Raw genomic sequence first — 26,321 nt, forward strand, 5'->3', positions numbered from 1 at the left:
TCTGTGGCTTGCCAGCGACCTCCATCGATATGAGAGGAGATCACGCGATGACTGTGCGCGAGCAGCTGTTTACTTTGCTGCGCAACCTTAGATGGATAATTGTTCTGTCGGTAGCTATCTCGATGTTGCTCTACCTGCCAGATCAGATTCAGGAGCTCTACCGGATAGCCGCCGACGACCTTGGTTGGGTAACGTTCAAGGAGTTCGCTGCCTTGAGCGCGATTGCGATAGCGATTTGGGCAAGCGCGTTTCAGCTGACGACCGCATCCCTGCCGCAAATCCCCCAGCCTTCCGGGCGCCTGGCTTTCTATATAAGACTTGCTCCCGTGCTGCTTGGAGCACTGCCGATCATCGCGGCCACAGCAGGTCAATTCGCCTCGCGGCCGACGCGAAAGGTTGGCGAGGTCGAGCAAGTCGGAAGTATCTTCCGCATTCAAGACCAGGCGCTCGCGTTTGAGAGGAACGTGCTGTTCATCCTCGCGATTGCCATGCTAATCATGCTCGTCTGTTTCGTGGCATTTACTTGGCGAATTGGATCAAGAGATCGCTCGATTGATCTCGCGAGCCGCGCTAATAACGCTTACTTCATCCGTTACAGGTTTCTCGCGCTCTCGATCGGCGGCATCGTGCTGCTGACAGCAGCATTCCTTATGCTGCCTGATAAGCTCGCACAATTTGTCGGATCGTTCGGCGTGATCGCTCTCTTTGCCGTTTGCGTCCTTGGTCTCACGGTCCATTTTGCTCTCCTGACCATCAGATTTGCGTTTCCGTTTATTCCGGTTGTGTTCGGTGGGTTGTTTCTGCTTGCCTCCTTGTTGGGAGGTGACGACCACGAACTGCGTAACGTCTCTGAAGCAAACAGCTCCCCGGAAAAGGCGCGCATGTCCGCAGCCGCCGCATTCCGCGAGTGGCTTTTACAAAAACCGCGGGTAGAGGAAGCCAAGAGGCTCGGCGAATATCCCGTCTTCATTGTGGCGGCTCAAGGCGGAGGAATCTATGCCGCCAATAATGCGGCACGGTTTCTTGCGCGGATGCAGGATCTCTGTCCGGCATTTCGCCAACATCTGTTTGCGATAAGCGGTGTGTCCGGGGGCAGCGTCGGTTCGGCAATCTTCGCCGCTGCGCTCCACGCCGAAAATGCGTCCCTTGATCCGAATGCCGTCGACGCAAAAACATGCCCCAAAATCGCGGATTTTCTGGCAGGGGTTGGACGGGTCCAAGATATTGATGCTCCTGGGCCGGTCGAGCAGCGCGTAGCAAACGTCCTGACAACAGATTTTCTGTCGCCTTTGGTTGCCGGCTTTCTATTTACTGACTTCACTCAGATGTTTTCACCGTTCGCGATCCCGGGCTTCGATCGCGCGCGCTTCCTCGAATACACGTTGGAGAACGCCGGTGACAGAGTCCTCGGCAGCAGCGAGGGCGGCAGCAATCAATCCAATCTGCTAAGGGCTGACTTCCAGTCCCATTGGGCGCCCGACAACAACATGCCCGCCCTGTTGTTCAACACGACGGATGCCGGCAGCGGCAAACGGGCCGTCATCTCTCCCTTTGATTTCGATTCGCTGCACCCCAGAGACACGGACCTGTGTGTTCTTGCAGCGCTTGAACGTGCGGGCACTGGGACGGACCAAACGGTCAAGAGCCACTCGCTGCGTATTCCGCTCAGCACGGCCGCTTTCACGAGCGCACGTTTTCCGTGGGTGACGCCAGCGGCGACCGTCTCAGTCAAAAATGACTGCATAACCTCTCATCCGCAGGCGCGCCTGGTGGACGGCGGATATGTGGAGAACTCTGGGATTGAGACCGCGCTCGACCTGATTGAGAAGCTTAACGCCATCAAGGGCACCTCCGATGCGCCGAAATTCAGGATTTACCTGCTGTCCCTCGTCAGCGGGCAGTTCGGCGATCATGGTTCATTCATGTTCGGAGAGCTCATGGAGCCGGTACGCGCGCTTCTAAGCACGCGGACCTCCCGTACCTATGTGGCCCTCAATCATGCAACCAGCATCGACCGTCGGCCGGACGCCGAAATGACGTCCAGTGTTCAGCGCTTTCCAACGTTCGGCCGGACGGACATAACAGGATTGTTTTATAGCCTTCCACTCGGCTGGACACTGTCCCAGAAGACCGAGGATATCATCTCATTGAGCAGCGGCCGCTTTTGGGACTGCGTGCCGAAGGACGACTTCGATCAGTCCCGCGAAAGGCAGAGCAATGCAGATTGCCTGCAGGTGAAGTTGTTCCATCTTCTGAATGGATCGGTCGCGACCGCATTTGAAACGCTGAAGGATGCCAAACTTGCACGGGCTGCCTACGCCGACGAGCTAGCGAAGGAATATCAACCAACTCCAAAGATCAAGCCGCAGCCATTACTTGCTTGTTATGAGAGCAATTGGTTGCAACAGCGCGGTTATGAGGAATATCAGGAAAAAGTCGCCGCCTACGAGCAACAGCTGAGTGAATCGCGCAAAGATCATTCCCCGGCCCCTCAACCCGTTCCGCCATATCGCAAGAGCTATATGGCCTACTATCAGGCCGAGCAGGTCAAAGCCTTGTTGCAGGAATGGGATCGCGTCGAGGAAACGGATCCCCGTATCCTTGCCTATATTCTAGGATCCGTCTCTTACGATAGCGCCGATTTTACTCGCAGCAGCGAGAACTTTTCTTACAGCGCGTTTTCTCAACTCCCGCAGAAATGGCGCGATCGCATTGACAAGAACAACTCAAGGCTCCTGGCCGCAAACAAGCCCGCGGTCGACGTGAACTCTTTGCTTAATCGTCCCAAGGAACTGGCCAATTTCGTGCTCGCTTACGATGACAACGACTTTGGCAACCGGCCCGGAACGGACGACGGCTGGCTGTTTCGCCCGCGAGGAATGTATCAATTGGTCGGCCGTGAGCAGTATCAGGAAGCGCAGGATCAGATGGTGCAGCTACGCGAGCTGCAAGGACTTGATCTGCTAACGCTACCCGACGCGCTATTTGATGCGAAGATCTCGGCTAAGGTTACCTTCGCTCACTTCCGACTGCACCGGTATAAGGACGGCCAGTTATCTCCGCCGGACAACCGCCGAACGCTGTTCGAATTGCTCAAGGATCGTGCGAACGACTGGACAACGGTTCGCGCGTTGCAAACGGATATGACGCATCCAGCCGATCACGCGCGGGTCAATGCACGCAGTGAGATGTTCCTCGGCTGTATCGAGGAGGCGTTGCATCCGACGAAACTCAAGACGTTGCAAAGCCAATTCTACGGTGAGGAATGAAGGGTTTGATCCGGCCGCCCGCCCTTCGCGAGGCGCGTAGCGGCCAGATGTAGTTGTTCGACAGCTGATGTATAAATTTTTGCTCTTACAGGGGGATTTTCCAATGATCGCGAGGGGTCAAATCAACGGATCTCTGTTTCCGCGACGGCTCGCAAGCTTATTAGCGGCGGGGTTGATGTTCGTCGCAGCTTTGGAGGTAGGAACGGCTCCCGCGCAAGCCGCGTCGAGGCCGCTTGCGGCCAATGATGTATCCATTCTTTTTCCTCCGCCGAAGTCGGCGGCCGACCTCGCCAATCTGATCGCCGTGTCCGATCTTGAGGGCCCTCCGGGATCGCCGCAGCGGCTGTTTTCCGACGCGGATTTCGCGCATTTTATCGCCAACGCCGAAAATCCGGAGCATCCGGGCGTGCCGGATTCGGGTGCACGGCACATTCAGTTTCCCGATGCCGTGAAAAAGATTGGCGCCTGGTTTGTGGCCGGCATCCGGATCGATCCGGGCGCGCCAGGATTGTCGCCGGAGATCATCGCGCAGTTTGGCCGACAACCACAGATCCGGCTCATTATCCAGCCGGTGACCAACGGGCCGGACGGCTTCAAAGTTCATGACACTGCAGGCCACCTTATCTTCAGCTTCACTCTCGCCCCGGACCCGCCTCTCGACGGTTGCGCGCCGTTCCCGCGATCCAAACCGGACGACGAAGCATTCAAGGCGATCCTTCGTGACGTCGCGACCTTGCGCGATCAGCTTGGGGCCGGACAGTTTGGCAATGTCAAAGTGTCGACTGCCGGTGATCTGAATGTGCATCCGGGTCTTGTAGGAGCATCGGCAAGAGCGTTCCGCGATGCACTCAAGGCTTTGATTGAGAAGCACCTCTCGCCGCAGCGCCTCAACACCATGGCCGTGATGGGCATCGCCCCACCCGAACCCTGGATTTTCGTGTCGATGTTAAGGGTCCCGCAAGCAGGCCTAATCCCAGTCCCCGCCCCGACGCTTGATGGCATGCACGTGGCACAGATGTTCAGCGCCGTCGGCGGAAAGCACGTGGTCCCGGAACCGGGCACGAACAATCAAAACCCGGTCACCTGTCGACACGCGGCATTGCAAAATCCGCCGTTGCCCCAAGGCGATCGTAAGGGTGTTTCGACCTCCGAGTTCATCGATGGTAACGTGCCCAACAGCCGCATCGTCGAGATCGTCAATACCATTGCCGATACAAAGAAGAGCCACTTCTTCAATACCGATTGCGTGAGCTGTCACAGCGAGACGGCACAGCCACTCGCCAGGAAAATTCCAAATTTCGCAGTGCTGGGCGTCAACCGCGCGGTGTGGCCGAAAGAAGACTGGAATGTTCGCAACTTCGGTTGGTTTCCATCCTTTTTGCGCGGCGGCCCGGCAGCGGCGACGATAACTAGGCGCGCGGCAGCCGAGACGTCCGATGTGGTCGCCTTCATCAATAGCCAATTGCTGAACAAGTAACAGACGCCGTCGCCGTTTCCGGTAGCCTGCCGGGTCGGCTGGACGCATGAAAAAGATGGATGGAGTCCTTGCTATGGGCAGACCTTCTTTTGGCTCTCGTCTTTATTCCTGGTTGATGCGCTGGCCTCATATCACCAGCCTGTTATTAGCGACCGTCGTTGTCGTGATCGTGGCGGCCGGCCTGGTGTATTTCGCCCCGGAGAAGGTTCGCGACGCAGCCCTTAAGATCAAGAACGATGCCAATCTCGTCGCTCAATTACTGCCTGCGACCCTGCCCGAGCCATCAAAAATTGAAAGCGCTTATTGGCTCCCGCAAAATTGGAGCGCCCGCCAGCGTTACTGGTTTCACCACACATCGCAGGGGACAGCGACCATCCCTGTCCCTTATCAGTGGTTTTTGGCCCTGGAACGCCCGGAGCTGTCCTTCTCTTACACAAGCTTAACGGACGAGAACTACCTGCGCCGCCTCGGCTTCATTCCCAGTCCTGGCTCAAAGGACTTCGCGGGTATTGCGCCCGCATACGGTTATCACGACGATGCGCCGAATGGGGACATAGCCAACCCCGGTTGGACTCCAAGCGCGCCCGCGAACCCGAATGCTTTGCCGGTCGGCTTTGCCATCCTCAAGGGCGGTGTCGATCCGGCGACTGGCGTCCCGTATGAAGATCAGATCGGGCTAACCTGCGCCGCCTGTCATACGGGCCATCTCGAATACAAGAATGTCAGCATACGGTTCGACGGCGGGCCGGCGATGGTCAATCTTGGCGAGGTTGAAAGAGCCGTCGGGCTGTCTATCGGCTACACGCTGATCTTGCCATGGCGTTTCGAGCGTTTCGCCAGCAAGCTGGAGCAGATCAAAGGGCAGAGCGTCGATCGAAATCAGCTTCGAAGCGATCTTGAGCTAGCTCCAAAAAATCAAGAAGCAAAAGGCAGAGACCGATAGACTTTTGACGGGACAGGGAGTGGCGGATCTCGATGAAGGGTTCGGTCGACTTGATGCGCTGAACCGGATCGGGAACCAGGTTTTCTATAGCAATCTACTCGATCCCTTGACCGGCGAACTGTCCGAGCCACTCCTCAAGGGCAACTTCGCGCGCCACGATGCCCCCGTGAGCTTTCCACCGATCTGGGACACGCCGTATTTCCTTTGGGCACAGTATGACGCATCTGTTCTCAACGAACTCGTTCGCAATGCAGGCGAAGCGCTCGGTGTCAGCGCAAAGATCAATATGACCGCTGCCGCGCCCGGAAGGCCGCTCTTTGCCTCATCCATACGTCTCTCCGACATCGCGCGGTTCGAAGAGCTTCTGCGCGGCACGGATCCCTTTTCGTCCGAAGATGCAGGAGGCAGAAAATTCACCGGGCTCGTGGCTCCCCGATGGAAGGACGCGCAGGAGAAATTCCGCGGTGACCCGGCCTGGGCGATCGATGAAAAGCTCGTTGAACAGGGTCGCGATCTTTATCGTGCTCACTGCTTTGAATGCCACCGAGGCCCGGTGAACGATGCTGCCTTCGACAAAAAGTGGCCGGAAGACTCATTCTGGCGCGCAGAGAACCCCGATCGCTCAGCCAAGAGCGAGAAGAATTGGGTAGAGGTCGGCGGACGGCATTATTTTAACGTCGTCCAGATGCCGGTCTCGGCGATCGGCACCGACCGCCAACAATCTAACGTCCTCACGACGCGGCGCGTTCACCTACCCGAGTCACTCGGATTAAATCCTGAAGATGACCTCAACAAAGCCGGAGGTTGTGGCCTTCTGGCAGATAAAGGCGTAGATCCTCTGTTTGTACTCGCGCTCATGGACGTGGTCGGCAAAACGATCGATCAATGGGTCATTGCGAACGGCACTTCTGAAGAGACCAAGCGGCAAATGTGGGGGCCTCGGAAGAACTGCCAAAACCAGCGGGTCTATGTCGGGGCGCGTGCGAGCCACAACGGCAAGGACGAGACAGTACTCGCCCTTGAGCCTCAGTACCGGGCTCGCCCATTGGACGGTGTTTGGGCTACGGCTCCTTATCTTCACAATGGGTCCGTTCCGACACTGAGAGACATGTTGGTGCCGCAAGCCGAGCGGCCGAGGTCGTTTTGCGTCGGCAGTCGTGCGTTCGACCCGGTCAAGGTCGGGCTTGTTACAAAAGCAAAGGCGGTCGAGAGCTGTGCGGCCGGCCTTACGAACTTTGATGTGTCGCTGCTTGGCAACAGCAATCGCGGACATTCGTTCGAGGGCAAGGAAACCGACTTAACGAAGCTGCCGCCTGGCGTCATCGGACCAGAATTGACCGAAGCCGAGCGCCGAGCGCTTGTTGAGTATCTCAAAACTTTATGAGCGATGGGTTGCCCGTCGGCCTGTGTCTCGGCGCCGCCACCTTCAACTTTCCGCCGACGTCGCGCGCGCCTCGTCAGCGCGCGTGCCATTCGGGATGCGATCGAAACCTTGATCCCAAGGGGATCGAGGACAAATCTGGCTGACCCCGTGTAGCAGGCTCCCCGAGCAGGCTGCTGAGTGCCCTGCTATGGCCGAATACCGAGCGCCGTGAGGAAGGGGGGACCGCGAGCCGCTTGCCATCGCGCTCGATTACCACGACAAAAGACGCAGCGGACGGCGCTCCATGGCTCGTATCGGCCTGATGTGCCGTCGTGAGAGCAAAATCCCAGCCACGATACCTTGCCATCAGTGCCGTCTTCGGCGTTAGCGAGTTAACCAACGGCACAGCTTAGAATAAGCGCCCAAGTGCGTGTTCAGTCACCTAGACGGTGAACATAGCCATCGGCCATTAGAACCGACGCGCATTGTTGAGAAGCAAGTCAGATCAGTTTGCTCGAGCCGGCAGTGCGGTCGCCTGTGTGCTCATTCGCATCAGCCGAACCCAGGATGCACTTGCAATGCCCACGCGGTCCGCCGCGAGGTCATGGATAATCCGAATCGGTCGCACGGATGATCCGTGCCGTAAATCAGATCAGTTATTAGTCGCCATGTTGGTCCGAGGAGGAAGCGATCAGTCCGGATGGACTGTCCGCCACGATTAACGGACCACTTGCACTCGTCCGCTAGTTGCGCTTGATTGCGCCTTTTGGGGCTCTTTTGATGACAGCAGCTACCAACCGCATAGGAAGCGGCAGAATTGCACCGGCCTTTCGGCTTGAGGTCTGCGTACAGTGAGCGACTTTTTTGCTTGGCTTGAACCGGTCGCACTGGGCGCCTTAGGAGCGGTCATTGGCTGGATCACTGCGGAGTTCGTCGGCAAACCTGTTCGCGCGTTCTTCGATCTAAAGAAGGAATGCATAGAGACCCTCATACATTTCGGCAATGTAAGCGCACTACCTATTGAGTTACGCTCAAATATGTTCAGGCCACGAGACCCACAGGTCGAGGCGATAAAAAAAGACTGGCCGATGCCAGGGAGGCTCTTAGAAAGTGCGGCAGCAGATTACAGGCATTCGCACAGACCGAAACTTTAGCGGTCATCGCGTTGGGTGCGATAGGATACAAGCCACGTGAGGCCGGGCGGGGGTTCATTGGGTTATCTGCCTCAATTGGCGATGAGGGGGCGACCCTGCACGGAAATCGGGTATTGATCGAACACGCATTGAGAATGGATCATTAGCGCTTGCGACACGGCCACCGTTGCGACTTCGTTGTATTAAGAAGCGCATCCCCAGTGAACTCGGGCGCTCGCAATCACAATGGCAATGGCAATGGCCGATATTAATTGTGTGGCCCGACTGCGAGACTTTTGACTAGCCCTGGGGATTTCCCTAGGTTCTTTAGCGCATCCGAAGGACTTACTTTACACCTGCGCCAAAGGAGTAGAAGACGCCGGGAAGCAATAGGGCGATTCTTTAGGCGGCCACCATAATGTCAAGCCCAGTCAAGTCTAGCTTGCGCATGATTGTTCTTGGCCGAACATGGTCTGCAGTTGCCGAATTTTCTTTTGGGGGCGCACAATATGGCGGAGCGGGCTGAAATCAAGGAACCAGCTGGCGGACTGAAAATCAATTGCACGGCTGCGGACAACGTCAACATCGCCTTCTATCAAAACGCTGTCCCAATAGTCCGCGAATTGGCAATCGAGAACGGCACGGGGCGCGATCTTTCAGAACTCTCCGTACATCTCACAGCGGAGCCTCCGTTTCTGACACCCGCGGTGTCACAGATCCAATACGTTGCCGATCGCGCCATTCATCATATCCGCAGCCCGGACCTGAAGCTGGATCCCGCGTTCCTGGCCGGCGTAACCGCGTCCAGGCGAGCGCAGTTGCGCATTCGCGTAAAATCCGCGGGTGAAACGCTTATCGAGAGCGCAGTCGAGCTCAATCTGCTCCCTCCCTCGCACTGGGGCGGCGTCAACGCCGCGCCCGAGCTGCTGGCCGCTTTCGTTAGACCGACGGATCCCACCATCGATGTCCTCCTTCGGGAAGCCTCGGGTAAGCTGGCGGCAGCAGGCCGTCATGATGCGATAGATGGCTATCACAAGAAGACCAAGGCCCGCGCCTGGGAGATAGCCGATGCCGTCTGGGCAGCTCTGGTTTCACACTCAATCGCCTACGTCCTCCCCCCGAAAAGCTTTGAACGGTCGGGCCAGCAGATCCGAGGCCCCAGCGAAATCCTGTCTCGTAAGGTCGGAACCTGTCTGGATCTTACTCTCCTCTATGCGTCCTGCCTCGAGCAGGCCGGCCTCAATCCTGTGCTTGTCCTAACTGAAGGTCACGCTTTCGTTGGCGTGTGGCTTGTTGACGAGGACTTCTCAAGCCTTGTAATCGATGACCCACAGATGTTGCGCAAGCGCGTGCAGCTCGATGAGATGGTCCTGGTGGAGACGACGATCCTCACCGGGTCAAATCCAGGGCGTTTCAAACAAGCTGTCGATGCCGGCGCCAAGTTGATCGTCGAGGAGGCAACGTCCGAGTTCGAGCTTGCCATCGACGTCAAGCGTGCACGAAGCGCTAAGATCCGGCCACTCGATCTATCGATGTCCGGCGAGCCGACCATAACCCCTTCTAGCGCACCGTCTGTCCCGAATGAACTTGGCGAAATACCAAAATTTGAAGAGAATCTCGACAAACCACGGGAAGACGTTTCAGAACGGAGCCTGGATCGGCTAGAGGTTTGGAAACGCAATCTTCTAGACCTTACGCTGAGGAACCGCCTGCTGAACTTCAAGGACTCGAAATCCACCGTCGGGATCGAGTGCCCTGATGCGGCGACATTGGAGGACAAGCTCTCAGGTGGAGACCGCTTCAAATTGCTCGGAAGAGCCAGCGTGCTCGATGGCAGCGATGGCCGCGATACCGCGCTGCTCGCGCAGCGGCTGCAGGACGACGCCCGCAAAAATTTCATCTCTGACGCCATGGTCCGCGGCGAACTCCACACCGCCGTTCCGGAGACCGAACTCGAAGGTCGGCTAACCGACCTCTACCGGGCCACCCGCCTCGCCTTCGAGGAGGGCGGGGCCAACATACTGTACCTCTGCCTCGGGTTCCTAAAGTGGACACCCCAGGATGGCGCCGGGCCCTACCGCGCTCCGTTGATCCTTGTCCCGGTCCAGCTTGAGCGCAAGAGCGTGCGCTCCGGCTTTCGCCTCGCGCTGCACGAGGATGAGGCTCGGTTCAATCCGACCCTGCTGCAGATGCTGAAGCAGGATTTTGACCTCTCGATTCCCGAACTCGAAGGAGAATTGCCCGAAGACGCAACTGGGGTCGATGTTGCAGGTATTTGGAAGACAATCAGGCGTCATATCAAGAGTATCAAAGGCTGGGAGGTTACCGAGCAGGTCGTGCTCGCGACGCTGTCCTTCACGAAGTACCTAATGTGGAAGGATCTCGTCGACCGCACCGAAATCCTGAAGCGAAATTCGGTGGTCCGGCATCTGATAGACACCCCCACCCACACCTATGACGGCTCGGGCGCCGCCTTTGTCGCAGAGCGCACCATCGACCAAGTCATCGATCCGGCCGAACTCTTCACGCCGCTCTCGGCCGACTCCTCCCAAGTTGCTGCCGTGCTCGCCGCGCAGCGTGGAGGCGATTTCGTGCTCTTCGGCCCGCCGGGCACGGGCAAGAGCCAGACTATCGCGAATATGATCACGAACTGCCTCGCTCATCAAAAGACAGTTCTTTTCGTGTCGCAAAAGACTGCTGCGCTCGAAGTCGTAAGACAGCGAATGCAGGCGATCGGTCTCGGTAATTACTGTCTCGAGGTTCATTCGACCAAAGCCCAGAAGTCTAATGTGCTGGAGCAGCTGGCCACCGCCTGGCGCGAGCGCAATCGCGTCACCGAGGAACATTGGTCGGCAGCGGCTAGCGAGCTGAAGCGGCGACGCGACCAACTGAACAAGCTTGTTTCCGCGCTACACCGGCGCCGCGCCAATGGAATGACAGCATACGACGCCTTCGGACGGGTCGTCGCCGATCGCGATCGGTTTCCAGACGTCGGCCTGACATGGCCTATCGGTTCGGTACATACCCCCGAAGATCTCGTTCGCATGCGCGAGATTTGCTCAGATATTCGCACCGCCCTCGAAGCCGTGGGTGATCCTGTCAATCATCCACTCAAAGGCATCGAGCAGACCAAATGGAGTCCTGCGTGGGCACAGTCGCTTCAGCAGCTGGTCGACCGTCTCCATCTCGCCCTCCAGGAAGTTAGGACGGCTGCCGACGATCTGGTGTTGTCGATTGGGCTCGATGGTGCCGCTCGCAACGACGGTCTGTTGCCGCAACTGATCAAGCTCGTCTCGTTGCTGCTGCACGCCGACGCTGCGGACGGATCGCTTTTGCTCTCGACCGACGCACCAGAACGCGTGAACGCGTTGCACGACCTTGCCGACGTCGTAGGCCGGTTAAACGAAAAAAACTCGCAGCTTTCCGTCCAATACGAGCTCAGGGCGGCGCTGCTGGATCTGCCATCGCTCGAGCGTGATTGGACGGATGCATGCGCGTCGAATGTTCTCGTGCGAAGCGGCCGGAAAAAGAAGGTCAGATTGGCTCTGAAGCCATATTGCCCGGACGAGGTGCCTGAGGACATCGGTCGAGACATTGTTGTGCTGCAAGAGCTCGCTGGCTTGCTGCGCGAAATCGAGAATACGAAACCTCGCTTCAGGGGCATGGAGCGCCTTTGGCGCGGGCCGCAGAGCGAGGTGTCTCGTTTCCAAGGGCTGATCGACTGGGCCACAAGCGTACGCGATGCGGTCGATGCATATCCTATCGATGGCATGGAGCCGCATCAGCTGCTCCTGCATATCCAAGATATGCTGCTTCGCGACAACCCTCGCTTCCGGCCGAGCGGACAGGTCCGCCATGCATTCGAGGCTATGTACAGGGCATTTCCGAGTATGCACCGGACGGCCAAAGAGCTGGGTGCATGCATCGGCCTTGATGACCCGGAGGACATCGTCAAGCTCGAGTCTGGCTGGATCGAGGCCCTCCTCCAACGAACCGCGAATTGGAGATCAAACGTCATCAAGGCTCCGCAATGGGCCACTTGGCGTTGGGCTGCTCGTTCGGCACGCGCAGCGGGACTTTCCCCTCTCGTCGATGCCGTCGAAAACGGAATCGTAGATGGGACGGCCCTCTCGAGCGTCTTCGATTACTCTTATGCGCGCTGGATTGCCGAAGCTATCGTCAACGAGGACGAGGTTCTAAGTGGCTTTCTTGCGGAAAAGCACGAAGCCACGATTGAGGCGTTCATCGCCGCTGACAAGCGGGTTGGAGAACTCGCCAGAGACATCGTAAAGGCACGCATTGGGGCGGGGGTGCCAACTCAGACCAATTTCGGCAAGGATCCGGAATGGGGCACGCTCGCGCGCGAGATCAATAAGAAAGCTCGGCACATGCCGCTTCGGCAGCTGTTTGGCCGCCTCCCGACGGTGCTAACCCAGCTCGCCCCATGCGTTATGATGAGCCCGCTTTCTATTGCGCAGTACCTACCCGCAGACGCCAAACCCTTCGATGTCGTAATTTTCGACGAGGCCTCTCAGATCCCGGTATGGGACGCAATCGGAGCGATTGCGCGCGGCACTCAAGTTGTGATCGTGGGCGACCCGGAGCAGCTGCCCCCTACGAACGTCGGACAGCGTGGCGTCGATGACGAAGATGACGACGGTTCGACCGTCCAGAGCCAACAGAGCATACTTGACGAATGCCTTGCCTCGAACATTCCGAGCATGCGGCTGTCTTGGCACTACCGCAGCCGTCACGAGAGTCTAATCGCTTTCTCCAACGTCAAATATTATCGGGGTGAGCTGACGACTTTCCCCTCGCCCGTGACGCGCGATACCGCGGTCCGCTATATTCACGTAGAAGGCGGCGTCTACGAGCGAGGCGGCGCCAAGATAAACCGCAAGGAGGCCGAAGCCGTGGTGGCCGAGGTCGTCCGGCGCATGAAAACGTCTTCCCATTCAATTGGCGTCGTCACATTTAATGGCGAACAGCAACGGCTGATCGAGAACTTGCTCGATCAAGCCCGCCGCTCTGACCCATCGTTGGAGCCGCACTTTGATCGCAACCAGTCCAGGGAACCGATCCTCGTCAAGAACATCGAGAACGTGCAGGGCGACGAGCGGGATGTGATCGTATTCTCGGTGGCGGTCGGACCGGACAAGACTGGACGTGTCACAGCTCAGATCTCGTCGCTGAACAGCGAGGGTGGCCACCGCCGCCTCAACGTCGCGGTCACTCGTGCGCGGCGCGAGTTGTTGGTGTTCGCGACATTGCGGCCCGAGCAGATCGATCTCGGGCGGACCGGCGCCAAAGGTGTAGTCGACTTCAAACACTTCCTCGAGTTCGCTGAGAACGGCGCACGGGCTATCGCCGAGGCCTTCTCGCCAACCGGGCGCGACGCGGAATCGCCGTTTGAGGACGCTGTGATGCGGGCCCTCCAAGAGAAGGGTTGGGAGGTTCATCCTCAGGTGGGCGTATCCTTCTTCCGGATCGATCTCGGCGTCGTTCATCCGGATTTCCCCGGGCGATATCTTGCCGGCGTCGAATGCGACGGCGCCGCCTACCACCGATCGGCCACCGCCCGCGACCGCGACCGTCTGCGCGAAATGGTGCTTACGGAACTTGGTTGGCGAATTCGGCGGATCTGGAGCACGGAATGGTGGATGGATTCATCTACTGCGACGGAAAAGATCCACGCAAGGCTGGTCGCCGATCTCGAAGCCGACCGTGCTTCTTGGCGAGCTCCCGCGATAAGTGAAGAACCAGCGCCTCCGCCGGAGAGCATCCCGTCCGTTAATGATACCGGCGAGCCGGCCGGCGCCGAAACGTCGGTCGCAGAGGCGGCCCCCGAATCTGAGCAAACCGAAGTCTCGCCGGAATCGGTAAACGACGACGGAGCGCCTGTCGGGGAAACGAAGGTCTACGCTCGTGGACCGATGACCGAGGTGCGGGAGCCCGATCGAGGGACGGCCACGTATGTCAAAGCCGATCCCGCAAATGTGGCGCCCCCTGATCGGGAGCGCTTCTACGACGCGAGCTACCGCGGGACACTCCGTAGTATGATCGATCATGTTGTCGATACCGAAGGCCCAATCTATTTCGATGTGATTGTAGATCGCATTGCGCGTGCACACGGTTTCATGCGCTCGGGTGAGACGGTGCAAAAGATCGTCGCCTCATCCCTCGGACGAAATCGGTTTCCGATGTCCAAGGACGGCGAGCGGCAGATTGTTTGGCCTCAGGATGCCGCGACGCAGGACAGGGCTCCTTACAGGGGCGCTGGGGGACGCGATCATAGTGACATTCCGCTTCCCGAATTGGCGGGTCTCGCTGGGATGCTGCGGACCGCTGGCCTCGAGGAAGACGAGGATATCATCCGCGGCATGCAGGAGCACTTCGGCTTAGGGCGGCTGGCAGCTTCGACCCGCGATCGTTTCGAAGCTGCTGTGGCGGCAGCTAGCTGTGAGTTTTCAGGAGGTTGTCCATTCGGCCCTGACCGAGGAAGCTGAGGTTGCTGAATCTTCAGATTCCGAGGGGAGAACCGACCCAGAAGAATGCGCCTCTGACCCCGAAAGGTCGAGAGGCGATGGTGCGGAGCGTTATCGAAGGTGGCCTGACCAAGGCCGCAGCCGCGCTGAAATTTAACGTCTCGGCGAAGACGGTGGCCAAATGGGTCAAGCGCTTCCGCGCGGAAGGCATGAGTGGGTTGCGTGATCGCTCCTCAAGGCCCCTTTCATCGCCAAGCCAAACCCAGCCCGCCACATGCGCCGCAGTCGAGGCTTTGCGCCGGAATCGCCACACCGGCAAGCAGATCGCGGCCGAGATCGGGATCTCTCCGGCGACCGTCAGCCGCGTCCTGCGTCGGCTCGGGCTGAATAGGCTCGCCGCGTTGGAGCCCGCCGAGCCGATCCGCCGTTATGAGCGCGAGCACCCTGGCGAGCTTATCCATCTCGATATCAAGAAACTCGGCCGGATCGGCTCGGTGGGACATCGCATCACCGGGCGGTATCCTGGCGCGATCAACCGCCACCATGGCATCGGCTGGGAGTTCGTCCATGTCTGCATCGATGATGCTTCGCGCGTCGCCTTCGTGCAGGTCATGCCCGATCAGCGCAAGCAAAGTGCTGTGGCTTTCCTTGAGGCCGCCGTCGCTTACTTTGCCAGGCTCGGAGTCTCTGTCGAGCGTGTGATGACCGACAATGGCTCGTGCTACCGCTCAGAGAGCTTCCGAGCAGCTTGCAAACGCCTCGGCCTGCGCCAAATCTTCACTAGGCCTGATACGCCCAAGACCAACGGCAAGGCCGAGCGCTTCATCCAAACCGCGCTTCGCGAATGGGCTTATGCGCAAGCCTACCAGAACTCAGACCAGCGAACGGCCGAACTGCCCAACTGGCTCCATCGCTACAATTGGCATCGGCCGCATGGTAGCCTGAAGGCCAACACACCCATCAGCCGACTCGGTTTAGCCGGGAACAACCTCTTGAGGCTCCACAGCTAGCCCTACAGATTGGCTCAAGAGGCTGTTCGTGCGCGAAAGGATCATCCAGCAGCTGCTACCTCAAAGCGCGCCGGCCCCCGGCTGGCGGGGCCTTCCAGAACCGCCGCGTCGGGCGGCTCCGCCCGGGGTGCCCAGACGGCGGAGAGGACCTCGGTCCGGCCTCGTGCCCGAGCTCATCCGCAGGGAGGCGAATGAGGCGGAGCTAAGGTTCCAGAACAGTAGACCTGGAACAAATTTCGGGTAAACCATTGATTTTACTATTGTTACCATTTTGCCAAAATGGACACAAGGGCTTGCTACCATTTCGGCATAATGGATTCAAAAAGACCCCTTTGTTACCACTTCGCCAAAATTGTAACAATGACCCATGAAGCAGTTTTCAAACATCGACCAAGTCATGTTTTCCGACCTGGTTTCAAAAGGCGACCGACGCCGACTTCGATGAGAATTTCCCGGAGAACGGGACCTTTCTCAAACAGAAGCGGGCCAATCGCGAATACTACTATTACAAGGCCTATGAGACCTCCGGCGGCCAGGGACCGACGAAGACGGCCCTCAAATACGTCGGGCCGGCCGACGATCCGGAGATCGCCAAGCGCGCCCAAGCGTTTCAGCGCACGAAGATCGGATATCGCGCGCGTCGAGAGCTGGCTGCGAAGTTGAGGCGGGCGGGCTACCCGGCTCCGCCTCATATGGAAGGTCTCGTTGTCAGCGAACTCGCGCGAGCGGGACTTTTTCGACTTCGCGCCACGCTTGTCGGTTCGATGGCTTATCAAACATACAGCGGCATCCTCGGCGTCAGGCTTGACGACATTGCTCGGACCGGACAGACGCTGATGGCGCTCCGTCATTTTCTTCGAGCGAATAACTTTCGCAAGTCGCACAATCGCGACGAAGAGATCAGACTGTCAATGATGCGCTTTGCGGTCATGCTCGCGGTGACGCCCAAGGAGACCGCGTTTTGGCTGCCGGCCGACCACGTCTGTTATACGACGGGCGACAAATTCTTTCGCCTTCCGTGGAGCGGTCTGAATTCTGATTTCGCGCTGGCGTTCCGATCGGTACGACAAGGCTCTTACAGCAGTGAATTTGTGCTCAAACTGTATGATCGGCTCGGTGCCGCCCCGGAGTTCGCGTTAGATGTCGCACGCCAATTTATTGACGAAGGGCTGTCAGGTCACGGCATCAACGCGTTAGCGGGGCGCAAGATCGGGCTGCTGACGTAGAAGAAATTCGCTGCACTCATCCCGGATTTGTACTGACAATTCTTGTATGGCGCTAAAGCTACCTGATACTTCAGCGAGCGGTAGCGAGCGATCGTCGAACGACAAACGGGCGGCTGAACTAGGCTTCTCAAAGGCAACCGTTACAGTTGGTCCGCCGGCTGTACGACCAGTTACAAACCCATCAAACGAAGTGCCGCCGGCATGTAGAACCTGAAAGCCGGTTCGCCGAAATTCCTGTTCAACACATACGCGGAGAGCGGTGACGGCCGTAGCGGGGTGATCGCGATATCGATCAACAGCTGCCGCGCCCGCCGTCAGCGATGCGCCGACAAGCGCGACTGCCGCAACGCCCCTTAGCCTGCGTGATCCAGTCATCAACTAATAGTACCAAGCAAGGAGGGAGATACAATCGTAACTTTTATCTACTTGAAATTTCGGACTTTTGTCGAGAGTAGGATTCGTTCCTGTTCTCCGCAAAGCGGTTATTCGCTCACTCACTTAGTAAGTCGCTCGGCGAGATCCACAGAGCGCGGCGTGCGCCAACGGCCCATCACCCCACTGCAATGGCACCCGCGGCCGGGTGAGCATAGCGACGGCGAAGCCGGCACGCGGACGGGTGCAGCGACGAGACCGGCGTATTGCCGCATCTGCGAATGTTACCCTGATGGCGCCATTGCCGATGACGATCCGATGTCGATTAATCGGTCGCGCCAGATGGCTTTCCCGGCTTGCTCGACGAGAGGGGCTGTGGGCGGGTCGGGCCCTACATAGCCCGAGCCGTCCATAACCCCGGGCAATGGGGCAGCGGTCGTGGCGTCGTCGAGCGGGCCCTGGGCGACCAACCGTTCGGCAGCCCTCCGTCTGAGCGCCCTCAACAAACGTTGCACAATCGAATGCTGTTTCTTTCCGAACTCCTCGGGGTATTTCTCGCGCAGCCGGCCGACAATTGCGAGCGCCGTCAGCTGCGGCTGCTCTGCGAGCCACGCTTCGATCGCGGCAATATGCGGGTCGAGCTTGGACGGCATGCGAACTCTGGTCTTATAGGGCCGACGAGTTCGCCGGTGCGTGGCACGCGGCTCGCCGACCGTCGCGGTCTTGCCGAGCGTCTTCGCGAACGTCGCCGCGGTCGCTGGTAGGATGCTAGTGCGAGCGGGTTGCAGGCCGCGCGCATGTCCGGCACGACGATCGACGCGATTGCCTAGTTCTTCTTGGGTTGTGCGAATCTCCGCCAACAGCGCGACCGGATCGAGCGAGCGATACTGATCGCGTAGCCGTTTCTTCACGGCCGCGGTCACCTTAGGATGCGCCAAGGCACGCTCATAGGGCGTCGATGGGAGATGATAGCGCTTGATCACTTTAGCCCCTTCGCGACGCTTCTCCTTCAGCTTGAACGACGGCTGGAAGAAGTTGACGTAGAGCCGTGCCGCCGCATAAAGGCGGCCCATCATACGCGCCGTCTCGACGCCATCGAAGCGGCCATAGCCCATGAGGCGGCGGACGACGGCACCATTCTTCTGCTCGACAAACGCCTGATCGTTCTTCTTATAGGCGCGCGAGCGAGTGACTTCGAGCTTCTGTTCGCGACACCATGGCACGACGACATCGTTCATGAAGGCGCTGTCGTTGTCGAAGTCCACGCCGCGCAACAGCCAGGGGAACAGGCTCTGTGCGCGGTTGATCGCCTCGACGACGAGCGAACCTTCCGGCGTCAGCAACGGTAGGCACCCCGTCCAGCCGGTGGCGACATCGACCATCGTGAGGGTTTGGATGAACGAGCCAGCCACCGACGAGCCGCCATGGGCGACCATGTCAACCTCGCAGAATCCGGGCACCGGGCTGTTCCAGTCATTGAACGTGCGGATCGGGACCTCACGCCGGATTGCCGAATGGAATCCAGCACGGCGCCGCCTGCCGCCGCTCGCCACGATCTTCACATCGACGAGCAGGCGATCGATGGTGGCGGCGCTGATAGCCAGAACGCGATCACGGTCCGATTGGCCAAGCTGCAATCGGCCATGTTGCTCAAGGGCAGGCAGCAAGGTCGGGATCATCACTTTGAGCCGCTTGCCGCACACCCGATCCGACGCCCCCCACAACGCCGTCAGCGCGTCCTTGATCGTCGCGCCATATCTGCGTCTTCGCTTTCTTGTTGCCTCGACCTCGCCCGGTCCAACCGTCTCGCGTCGCCGGAGCGCCCGCACCGCATGCTTGCGATGCCAGCCCGTCGTCGCGCACAGCTCGTCGAGGATCCGTCCCTTCTCCGCTCGTTTGGCCGACCGGTAACGCTCAGTTACCGCCGACACCACCTCGCGCCGCGCGCCCATGCTGATCTTTCCCGCCATAGACGCCACCGAACCAATTCGATGGCACCGACCCAATCATCGGCGAGAAGTTGTCCAGTAACATTCTGGGTGAGGCAATGCGACCGGTCAAAGGGGCACCGGGAACGGGGCAGTGATAGCGGTCGCCGAAGGCGAGCCCTTTTTCCGAGTGCCCCCCAGCGAGGAGTACGCTTCGAGCTTGAACGCGTCTGGCTAGATCATGCCAGCCTTGGCAAACGCCGAAGCGATGATTTCCGCGATCTCCCCTTCCAAGTCGACCGGCGGATCGATCCGTGAATACTCACGCAATCTTTCCAGCATCGGGTTGACCAGGGCCCGGGTCTTGCGGCCGCTAGCCCAAGCCGCGAGTATTTTTCGGCGGTGACGTTCATACTCCTCCCTGTCGCTCATTTTCACTCGAACGTGCCGAATTGCCATCAGGCCTTGGGTCCGGTTAAAAGCCGCCATCGCATCGGTACTGAGCGCACACGCTTGGTCCTTAACCTTGGCTTCAGCCAGATTGAATTTCCGTCTCTCGCTTACGTCTGTTCGACCGTAGCGTCGGCGGATCACTTCTTCGAGTAACGCCTCGGCGGCCAACAAGAGCTCAAGGTATTTCTCAAACCGAGCTTTCGATGACCAGTCGCTCCATTGCTCCGCAAGCGCAATTGCATCGGAAATGTTCGCAACGTTGATTTGGCATGTCCTGATAATATTCCGAAGGTCGACGTCGCTGCCTTTGTTGGCCTGATCGATCAACCCGGCAATCTGCCTGTCGGTATGAAAGCTCTGGGCTCGCCAGCGTACGATCGGACCCAACGATTTCTCTCGTGAATAAATCTCCGTCGGCCTTCTTGGAGACCACCCCAGCGAAACGATAAGGTCTCTGCGGGATAGCACTGCATCCGCAACGCTCTTCAATCGCGATCTATTCAAATCATTCGGCGATATTTTCTCCGGCAGCCGATTGTCATCAAGAAGCGTCAGTCCTAGATATTTAAAAAACTTTGCGACCAGTTCGGAACAGAACGAGCCATACAGCGTGGTTTCATCGGGAGTTTCGTACTTGCGAAGGGTTCGTCGAATGAAGGGACGAATGGCTTTCGGGATGTTCACTGCATCGGCTAGGCGTGGCAGTGACGAATAGGAAAGATGGAATTCATCTTTCTGAAGCAGATCAGACGCCTCGAAAATGGCCGATAGCCCGCGCGCCTTCAGCGACGGATGCCTAAGCAGGATTGCCGCACTGACGTCAAACACTGGCACCACGGTGACCTTTTGACCGTTCACGAGCTCCACGATCTCGAGTCCGTAGTGCGAGAACCCGATGCCGGCGCTATCGGCCTCCGCAAGAAGTAATTGACCGTGGTCGGGGACGGTGTTTGCTAGTTTTTCTTCATTGCTCCGAAAGGGGAGCCAGAGCGAGGCATGTGAGAATCGGCCAACTGTCGCAGTGGCGATCCCAAATCCCTGAAGAGTGGCAGCACGCGTCAGCAAGACATCGCCAGGCTCAAGCATGTCCCGGCGGATAAATCGATGGCGATCGAAAACGCTTGAAGACGCGGCGGCTTCGATCAGACGGGTCACTACGAATTTCTCCCAATTGTAACGGAAGTCGCCAAATTCGAAAAATGAAATTTTCCTCTCGAATAGCCGTTTGAAGTTTCGAGCAATAGGCAATTTTGTCAACGGCCGAATAGCGCTTAAAATTGCATCACGATTTCGATGCAACATCACGACACGATCTCAAATCTGATCGGCGGAGGCGTGCGCGGAGCGCATCGCCTTGTGAAATGGCACCCGGGCCGCGTGAGCATAGCGACGCCCTCGCGAAAGCGAGGGCGGCACGCGGAACGAGTGCAGCGACGAGACCGGTTAAAAGGGCACCCGTCTAACGCGGCAGTGATAACGACGGCGGCTTGCCGCCGGGCCGCGTCAGCGAGTGCCCCCGGCGAGGAGCACTTCAGCCTTGCGCGAGGGATCGTCACCCGAATGGGCCGGGACGAAGGCCCGGCAGGCGCGGCCTGTAGAGCCCGGTCCGCAACGGCGGACGCGCTCCAGCTGAATTTTTCAAGTACGTATGATGGCAACATCGTCGGAAAGCTGGACTTTTGTGCGCTTCTTGCCCTAGCTTTCCGACGGCTCGGGTCCAACCGCAGTGAGATGCCGGATAAGGTTGGATAGAAAAAAATAGACGCCGACCAATCCTTGTCGTGCCTCCGCTTGCGTCACTTCAGCGTGCACGCCTTTTGAGCCAAGATCGTTCAATCGACGAAAGAAGGCTTCGAGATGATCGAGCTCGACGGCCAACAGATCGCGCGCCGTCGAATTACGCAGGCGAACCCGTACGAACTCCTGAAGCCGATTGAGATGCTGCTGGTCGCCCAATTTTCGCGTTTGACCGTCGGCACATTTCACGGGCTCTTCGGTTTTAACTGGCCAGAACAGATCCGCCGACGCTTTGAGCACGCGACGCACCTCGGTAAGCAGCAGTGCTGAGTCTTCACTGTCCGCTGAACTTGCCAGCTGGCTTGCTTTGACTAGCTTCTGCACAACGTCATCCGCCCGGCCTTTGAAGTAACCGTGAACCTCGTTTTGCACGCCATGCAAGAAATGTTCATTTCGTGTTGCGGCATTCAGTTCGTGCTCGATCGAAATCGCATAGTTGAGGCAACGGGACTTCAACCTCGCTTTAACAGTATGAAGCCCCGCAATGCGGGCTCGGATTGTGGCGCGTTGGGCAGGCAAGGCCGCTGCAAAGGCCGCGGTGTCGAAGGCTGCCATCCCGGGTGGAACGGTCAAATCACTGAGCGTACCCCGCCACCGCTCAATTTCGGCCTCCATTTCGCCAACGGCAACCATAAGCACGTTAGCGCGCTCGCCCTCGTCCTTATCGCCATCATCGTCGATACCGTCGATCGTATGCAGGCTGAGCCAACGTTCGAGCGAGCGCTCATAGAGAAATCTCTTTGACTCTTTATTGAGGTGCTGGGTCTCGTCGGCAAGAGCCCGTGCCACTTCGGCCTTATTCGGATAAAGCTCACGAAGAAAGAGCGCCGCCGAAAAATGGTCTTGCGCGGCCCTCGCGATGCGCAGGCACGCCATCACCGCGCTTTCGACGCGGTCATTCTCCAGGTGATCAAAGATGCGCGCAACGGATGCCGCGTAATCCATGAGGTTCATGACCTTTAAGTCGATAACTGCCCAATATGCTCACAGGGCCGCAGCCGGCAGCATCACTGATTGCCGGCACAACGCTAAAGTTTGCGCCACTTGTCGCGTCCAGGCGATATCCCGCACCCGCTCAACATGGATCGTGGCATTGGGATCGATAGCCTTGGCTTTGTCGATCGCTTCGGCTTGCGTGTTCGTTGTCGCACTTGCCCGATCCGCGTTCGGGCGCGACACGTTGTAACGGCCGTCGGGCCGTTGCTCGATAAAAAATTCGTTCTTGGCCATATTCGCTCTCTCGTCTTGGGGTGATCACGTCATGTCTTGGCGTTAAGCGGCAGACTCGAGCGTATACTCCGTCTCGACCGTAATGCTTCCGACATAGTTCGGAAATTTGCTCTGCTGCTCATCGTCCAATTCCGAATGCCAATACTTAGGATCCGACGAATAGATGTGGACTTTATCGCCTTCGAGATCGAAGGTGATGTCGCCGGCCTTGTTCTGCGTGATGATCTGATAGCCGGTGTAGTAGTGAAGATGCCGCGACGGCGCTTCACCGATCACGATGATCTGCGGATCGAGTTTTTCGAGCCAGGCATCCGGGATCTTGCCCGATTTGCGGCCATGGTGGGCGGCAAAGACCACGGTCGTTTTCGTCAACTTGATGTGGTCGGTGATCGCCTCCATGAAGGCGGTCTCGAGGTCGCCGAGCCAGAGGAAGCTTGCGCCGCCCTCGAGTTCATAGCGGATCACGGCGGACATGTTGTTATAGCTAGTCCCCGCCTCGCCTTCGGCGAGCGCTTCCTTAAAGTCTGCGTTCGACCTGTCAGGCCACAGAATGCTAATGCCAGAAGTGCTGCGCTCCTCGTTGCTCTCATTCATCCACCGGCGCGAGCAGTCTTTGTAGATATAGAACGCCTTCGAGGTGTCGTCACGAAGCTGGCAATAGCGTTTGAAGGATGTGGTTTCATCATCCTTGATCACCTTGTTCTTCACGACATAGAAATTGGCGATCGGCATTTCGGCATCGAGCTTTTCGATACCGCCGAAATGATCGTCATCCGGATGGGTCGAGATGAACCGCGTAATGCCTTTATCCGCGGATTGCGTTTTTAATTCGCCGATGATTGCCTCGGCGTTGTCTTCATTGAGATCACAGTCGATGATCGTGAAGTTGTCCGAATTATGCCGGATATAAAACGTATCGCCGTTTCCAACGGCGAAGCTCTTGATGGTCGACATGGCCGTCTGCTCGCTCTCTCTTGGATGGGATGGTTCAGCCGGCTTGCGCCTTTCTGGCCCGCGGCTTGGTTGGCGTTTCTTGTTTTCGTAGATGGGGAGATTCAAAGCTCAGCAGGAGTTGACGCGCGTAAATGCGCGCGGCCTCGAAGACCGCGGCTCGTGTCGAGCAGAAGAGCAGATAGCTCGCGTGCAAGAAGGCGATGACGAACACGGGTGCCAGCCCGATATCGGCCGAGAAAGGCCAGCGGACCAGGTACTGCGCGAGGCAGCCCGCGACGATAAGGACGTTAAGCGCCAGCGCCTGCCATTTCAACGCGTAAAGATTGCGCCGGTAGCCATAACTGACATTCTCATTGAAGAGGATGCCGAACTTCTTCTGGCTGCGGGTGTTTTCGCGCAGCCAATCTCCCGCCCGTTTGTAGAATGCGTCGGCCGCCTCGGGATTGTCCGCTTCTTGCTGCCGAGTCGGTGCCACCTCGGAAATTTTCCCGGCGAGAAACGCCTGCATGCGCGCTTTCATCGTCGCATCGAATGTCGTATCGCGGTGCCGGAGCATCACGATGCTCTGCAACCCGCCCATGCCTTCGATCAATTTCGGCTCGATGGCTTTCCCGCGCCGCCGTGCGGCGTCGGCAAAGGCCCATAGGAGGGCGGCGAGTGCCGTGCCGGCAATACCGTGCACCAATTTCAACTCGGTTCCGGAGGTGATGACGACCCACACAAGCGCAAATGCAGGTGCGACCGCGATCACGGCCGGAAGCAGGCGCGCCAGCAGCGTGTATTTATCAAACTTGGGCATGGTCTTAGTCATCCTCGACATCGGAAGTAAACGGGATGACCTGGGCATAGCCCATATCCGCGCGACGCTCGTATCCCTCGTGGAAATTGATCCATGAATCGCGCGTGGCGTAAACGCTGTAGCCGCGTCGCGTGAAAGCATTCGCGACTTTCTTGCGCGGATAGATATCGGCGTTCTTGCCGATCGAGGCGATGGCGTCGCCCCGATAGGACGCCGGATAGTTGCCCAGCCAGCGATTGAGCACCGTCGGTGTCACATTGCGCCGACTGCCATGATGCGGGATCTGCACGAGATGGGGCTGGATCGAGAGGCTGATTTTCTCGGCATATTGTGCGGCCTCGGCGAGGCCCTCGGGCCCGACATCGGCGGTCAGCAGAATCCGCTTGCCATCGATCACGGCCCACTGCACAACCGAGGTCTCGTTAGAAGCGGATGTCGCCGGCGGGTTATCGTCGAGCGTCTCCAAATCGAGCCGCTCCAAGACCTTCTCGGCGACGTCGACAAACGCTTTTGCGAGAGCGCTTCCGAAGCCCCCCTTCAGGTTGCTGCCATAGGCGGTCGGGGTTTTGTCGAGATCGGGAATCAGCTGCACATACCGGGCGCGGCTCGGCGCCAGCACCGTAAAGGGACCGATCGCGGCACCCTGTAACGGCGCCTTGACGGTGATCCCGCGCCGCGTGGCGATCTCTTCCATCTCGATCAAGTAGGGGTGCATCTCGCGCATGCGCTTGATGAGCCCTTCCCGGGTATAGGCGCCGTGGAAGCTGTCGATCACCTCGTCGACATAGTCCCAGGGACGGTTCATCCAGAGCGTCGAGATCGTGAACCGCGGATGCTCAAGCACCTTGATCAGGCCGGTCGCGTGATCGTTATCGGCGTGCGAGAGAACGACGTTGGCGATATTGGCCGGCTTGGCGTAATAGCGCTCAACATGCTCGATGATCTGGTCGCCGGTATCGGCGAAACCGCCATCGATGATGTTGATAAAGAACGGGCTTTCCTTCGTGGCTCCCCAGCGAAGGATGATGGCGTCGCCGTTGCTATCGCCGGCACGCAGAAAATCGATCTCGTAAGGCAAGGCATACTCCCGCGTTCGGCCGCCCTACGGGGCGGTCGTTGGTGAACCTGATGAGCTGGAGGCCTCGCGCGAGTGATCCCACAAGTGAAGAACGATTTGGGAACGCCCGGGAACTGTTCAAGTGGAACGTAGGATATTTTTCTAAAATCGTGCAGACTTATGCACAAATACCTCGATCGCAGCTCAAGAATTAGGACACAATATTGTTGGCGGTTCTGGGTCCCAAGGAACCGATAAGCGAAAACGAGTCTCCACTATGACGGGTATCGTTACAGCCTTGGGAAACTTGCGTAAGCGTCCCTCGCGGGCCACGGCTTTGAGGGATTAAGCTCGGATCTTGCGCGAGGGATCGTTACCCGAATGGGCCGGGGCGAAGACCCGGCAGACGCAGCCTGTAGAGCCCAGTCCGCATCAGCGGACGCGCCCGCCAGACCATCATCATTTCCGTGATCGTGGGCCGCGCAATGGCCTTCCACTCTGGCACCTTCGCATCGGCCTCGGCATGGCCCAACCGCCTTGCGCTCGTCCGCTTCGCTCCCGCCAGAGGTGTGCCCTGCCTCCTGCGTTGCAAGGGCCTCCGTCAGAAGGCCGCGATTGGCGCGGTCCGGACGATGGAGGAAACGATGATATCCTGGACGGTCACTGAACTGATGCACATGACACGCGAAGAGCTCTGCGGACTCGATGCAAACCTGCGGCATGCTCTTGGCCAGTTCGGCCCCGGCACGGCAAAGAGACACGAAGTGCTCACGTCGCTGCAGAACATCCGCCGGGTCATCGGCATGCGCCGCTTGCACTTCTAAT

At 58.4% G+C, this 26,321-nt stretch carries 16 protein-coding genes; 9 read left to right on the forward strand and 7 right to left on the reverse strand.

Annotated elements, in window-relative coordinates; translation table 11 throughout:
• Nucleotides 1–47 precede the first annotated feature (47 nt).
• The 7 genes from E4K65_RS12605 to E4K65_RS12635 all read left to right on the forward strand — a co-directional run bounded on the left by E4K65_RS12605 (nucleotide 48) and on the right by E4K65_RS12635 (nucleotide 16,906).
• Entirely contained in the window at nucleotides 48–3,269 is a 3,222-nt protein-coding gene (locus E4K65_RS12605; RefSeq protein WP_235885599.1) for a hypothetical protein, read from the forward strand.
• A 175-nt stretch (nucleotides 3,270–3,444) separates the two neighbouring features.
• Complete coding sequence (locus E4K65_RS12610) at nucleotides 3,445–4,746, forward strand: hypothetical protein (RefSeq protein ID WP_235885600.1); 1,302 nt, start codon at nucleotides 3,445–3,447, stop codon at nucleotides 4,744–4,746.
• A gap of 46 nt (nucleotides 4,747–4,792) precedes the next feature.
• A complete protein-coding gene (locus E4K65_RS48660; RefSeq protein ID WP_135174430.1) occupies nucleotides 4,793–5,689 on the forward strand; it encodes a hypothetical protein in 897 nt (298 codons plus the stop codon).
• 19 nt (nucleotides 5,690–5,708) lie between these two features.
• A complete protein-coding gene (locus E4K65_RS48665) occupies nucleotides 5,709–7,073 on the forward strand; it encodes a di-heme-cytochrome C peroxidase (RefSeq protein WP_235885601.1) in 1,365 nt (454 codons plus the stop codon).
• 1,570 nt (nucleotides 7,074–8,643) lie between these two features.
• Nucleotides 8,644–14,691 (forward strand): anti-phage protein ProA, encoded by a 6,048-nt coding sequence (gene proA / locus E4K65_RS12625; protein WP_235885602.1) that lies wholly within the window; start codon nucleotides 8,644–8,646, stop codon nucleotides 14,689–14,691.
• 17 nt (nucleotides 14,692–14,708) lie between these two features.
• Nucleotides 14,709–15,680, forward strand: coding sequence for an IS481 family transposase (locus tag E4K65_RS12630; protein ID WP_283813828.1), 972 nt, complete (start codon nucleotides 14,709–14,711; stop codon nucleotides 15,678–15,680).
• A gap of 692 nt (nucleotides 15,681–16,372) precedes the next feature.
• Nucleotides 16,373–16,906: a GSU2403 family nucleotidyltransferase fold protein gene (locus E4K65_RS12635; protein WP_135174431.1), complete on the forward strand. Its 534-nt coding sequence runs from the start codon at nucleotides 16,373–16,375 to the stop codon at nucleotides 16,904–16,906.
• A 656-nt stretch (nucleotides 16,907–17,562) separates the two neighbouring features.
• Here the strand turns inward: E4K65_RS12635 and E4K65_RS47160 are convergent.
• The 7 genes from E4K65_RS47160 to E4K65_RS12670 form a co-directional block, all read right to left on the reverse strand.
• Nucleotides 17,563–19,248, reverse strand: a complete 1,686-nt coding sequence (locus tag E4K65_RS47160; protein WP_167770763.1) for an integrase catalytic domain-containing protein — start codon at nucleotides 19,246–19,248, stop codon at nucleotides 17,563–17,565.
• Between the two features lie 192 nt (nucleotides 19,249–19,440).
• Nucleotides 19,441–20,964, reverse strand: coding sequence for a C40 family peptidase (locus E4K65_RS12645; RefSeq protein ID WP_135174432.1), 1,524 nt, complete (start codon nucleotides 20,962–20,964; stop codon nucleotides 19,441–19,443).
• Between the two features lie 390 nt (nucleotides 20,965–21,354).
• Complete coding sequence (locus E4K65_RS12650; protein WP_135174433.1) at nucleotides 21,355–22,410, reverse strand: hypothetical protein; 1,056 nt, start codon at nucleotides 22,408–22,410, stop codon at nucleotides 21,355–21,357.
• 30 nt (nucleotides 22,411–22,440) lie between these two features.
• Nucleotides 22,441–22,686: a DUF2188 domain-containing protein gene (locus E4K65_RS12655; RefSeq protein ID WP_135174434.1), complete on the reverse strand. Its 246-nt coding sequence runs from the start codon at nucleotides 22,684–22,686 to the stop codon at nucleotides 22,441–22,443.
• Nucleotides 22,687–22,728: 42 nt separating this feature from the next.
• A complete protein-coding gene (locus E4K65_RS12660; RefSeq protein WP_135174435.1) occupies nucleotides 22,729–23,640 on the reverse strand; it encodes a ComEC/Rec2 family competence protein in 912 nt (303 codons plus the stop codon).
• Nucleotides 23,641–23,674: 34 nt separating this feature from the next.
• On the reverse strand, nucleotides 23,675–24,439 hold the full coding sequence (locus E4K65_RS12665; RefSeq protein WP_209312057.1) for a hypothetical protein: 765 nt from the start codon (nucleotides 24,437–24,439) through the stop codon (nucleotides 23,675–23,677).
• Between the two features lie 4 nt (nucleotides 24,440–24,443).
• A complete protein-coding gene (locus E4K65_RS12670; protein ID WP_135174436.1) occupies nucleotides 24,444–25,244 on the reverse strand; it encodes a ComEC/Rec2 family competence protein in 801 nt (266 codons plus the stop codon).
• Between the two features lie 27 nt (nucleotides 25,245–25,271).
• On the opposite strand from E4K65_RS12670, the gene E4K65_RS12675 reads away from it, so the two are divergent.
• Both E4K65_RS12675 and E4K65_RS12680 read left to right on the forward strand, forming a co-directional pair.
• Nucleotides 25,272–25,562, forward strand: coding sequence for a hypothetical protein (locus tag E4K65_RS12675; protein ID WP_135174437.1), 291 nt, complete (start codon nucleotides 25,272–25,274; stop codon nucleotides 25,560–25,562).
• A gap of 578 nt (nucleotides 25,563–26,140) precedes the next feature.
• Nucleotides 26,141–26,320 carry a hypothetical protein gene (locus E4K65_RS12680; protein ID WP_135174438.1) on the forward strand — a complete coding sequence of 60 codons (180 nt, stop codon included), beginning with the start codon at nucleotides 26,141–26,143 and terminating at the stop codon, nucleotides 26,318–26,320.
• Nucleotide 26,321: the final 1 nt, after the last annotated feature.

This window comes from Bradyrhizobium niftali (genome assembly GCF_004571025.1).
Taxonomy (GTDB): Bacteria; Pseudomonadota; Alphaproteobacteria; order Rhizobiales; family Xanthobacteraceae; genus Bradyrhizobium; species Bradyrhizobium niftali.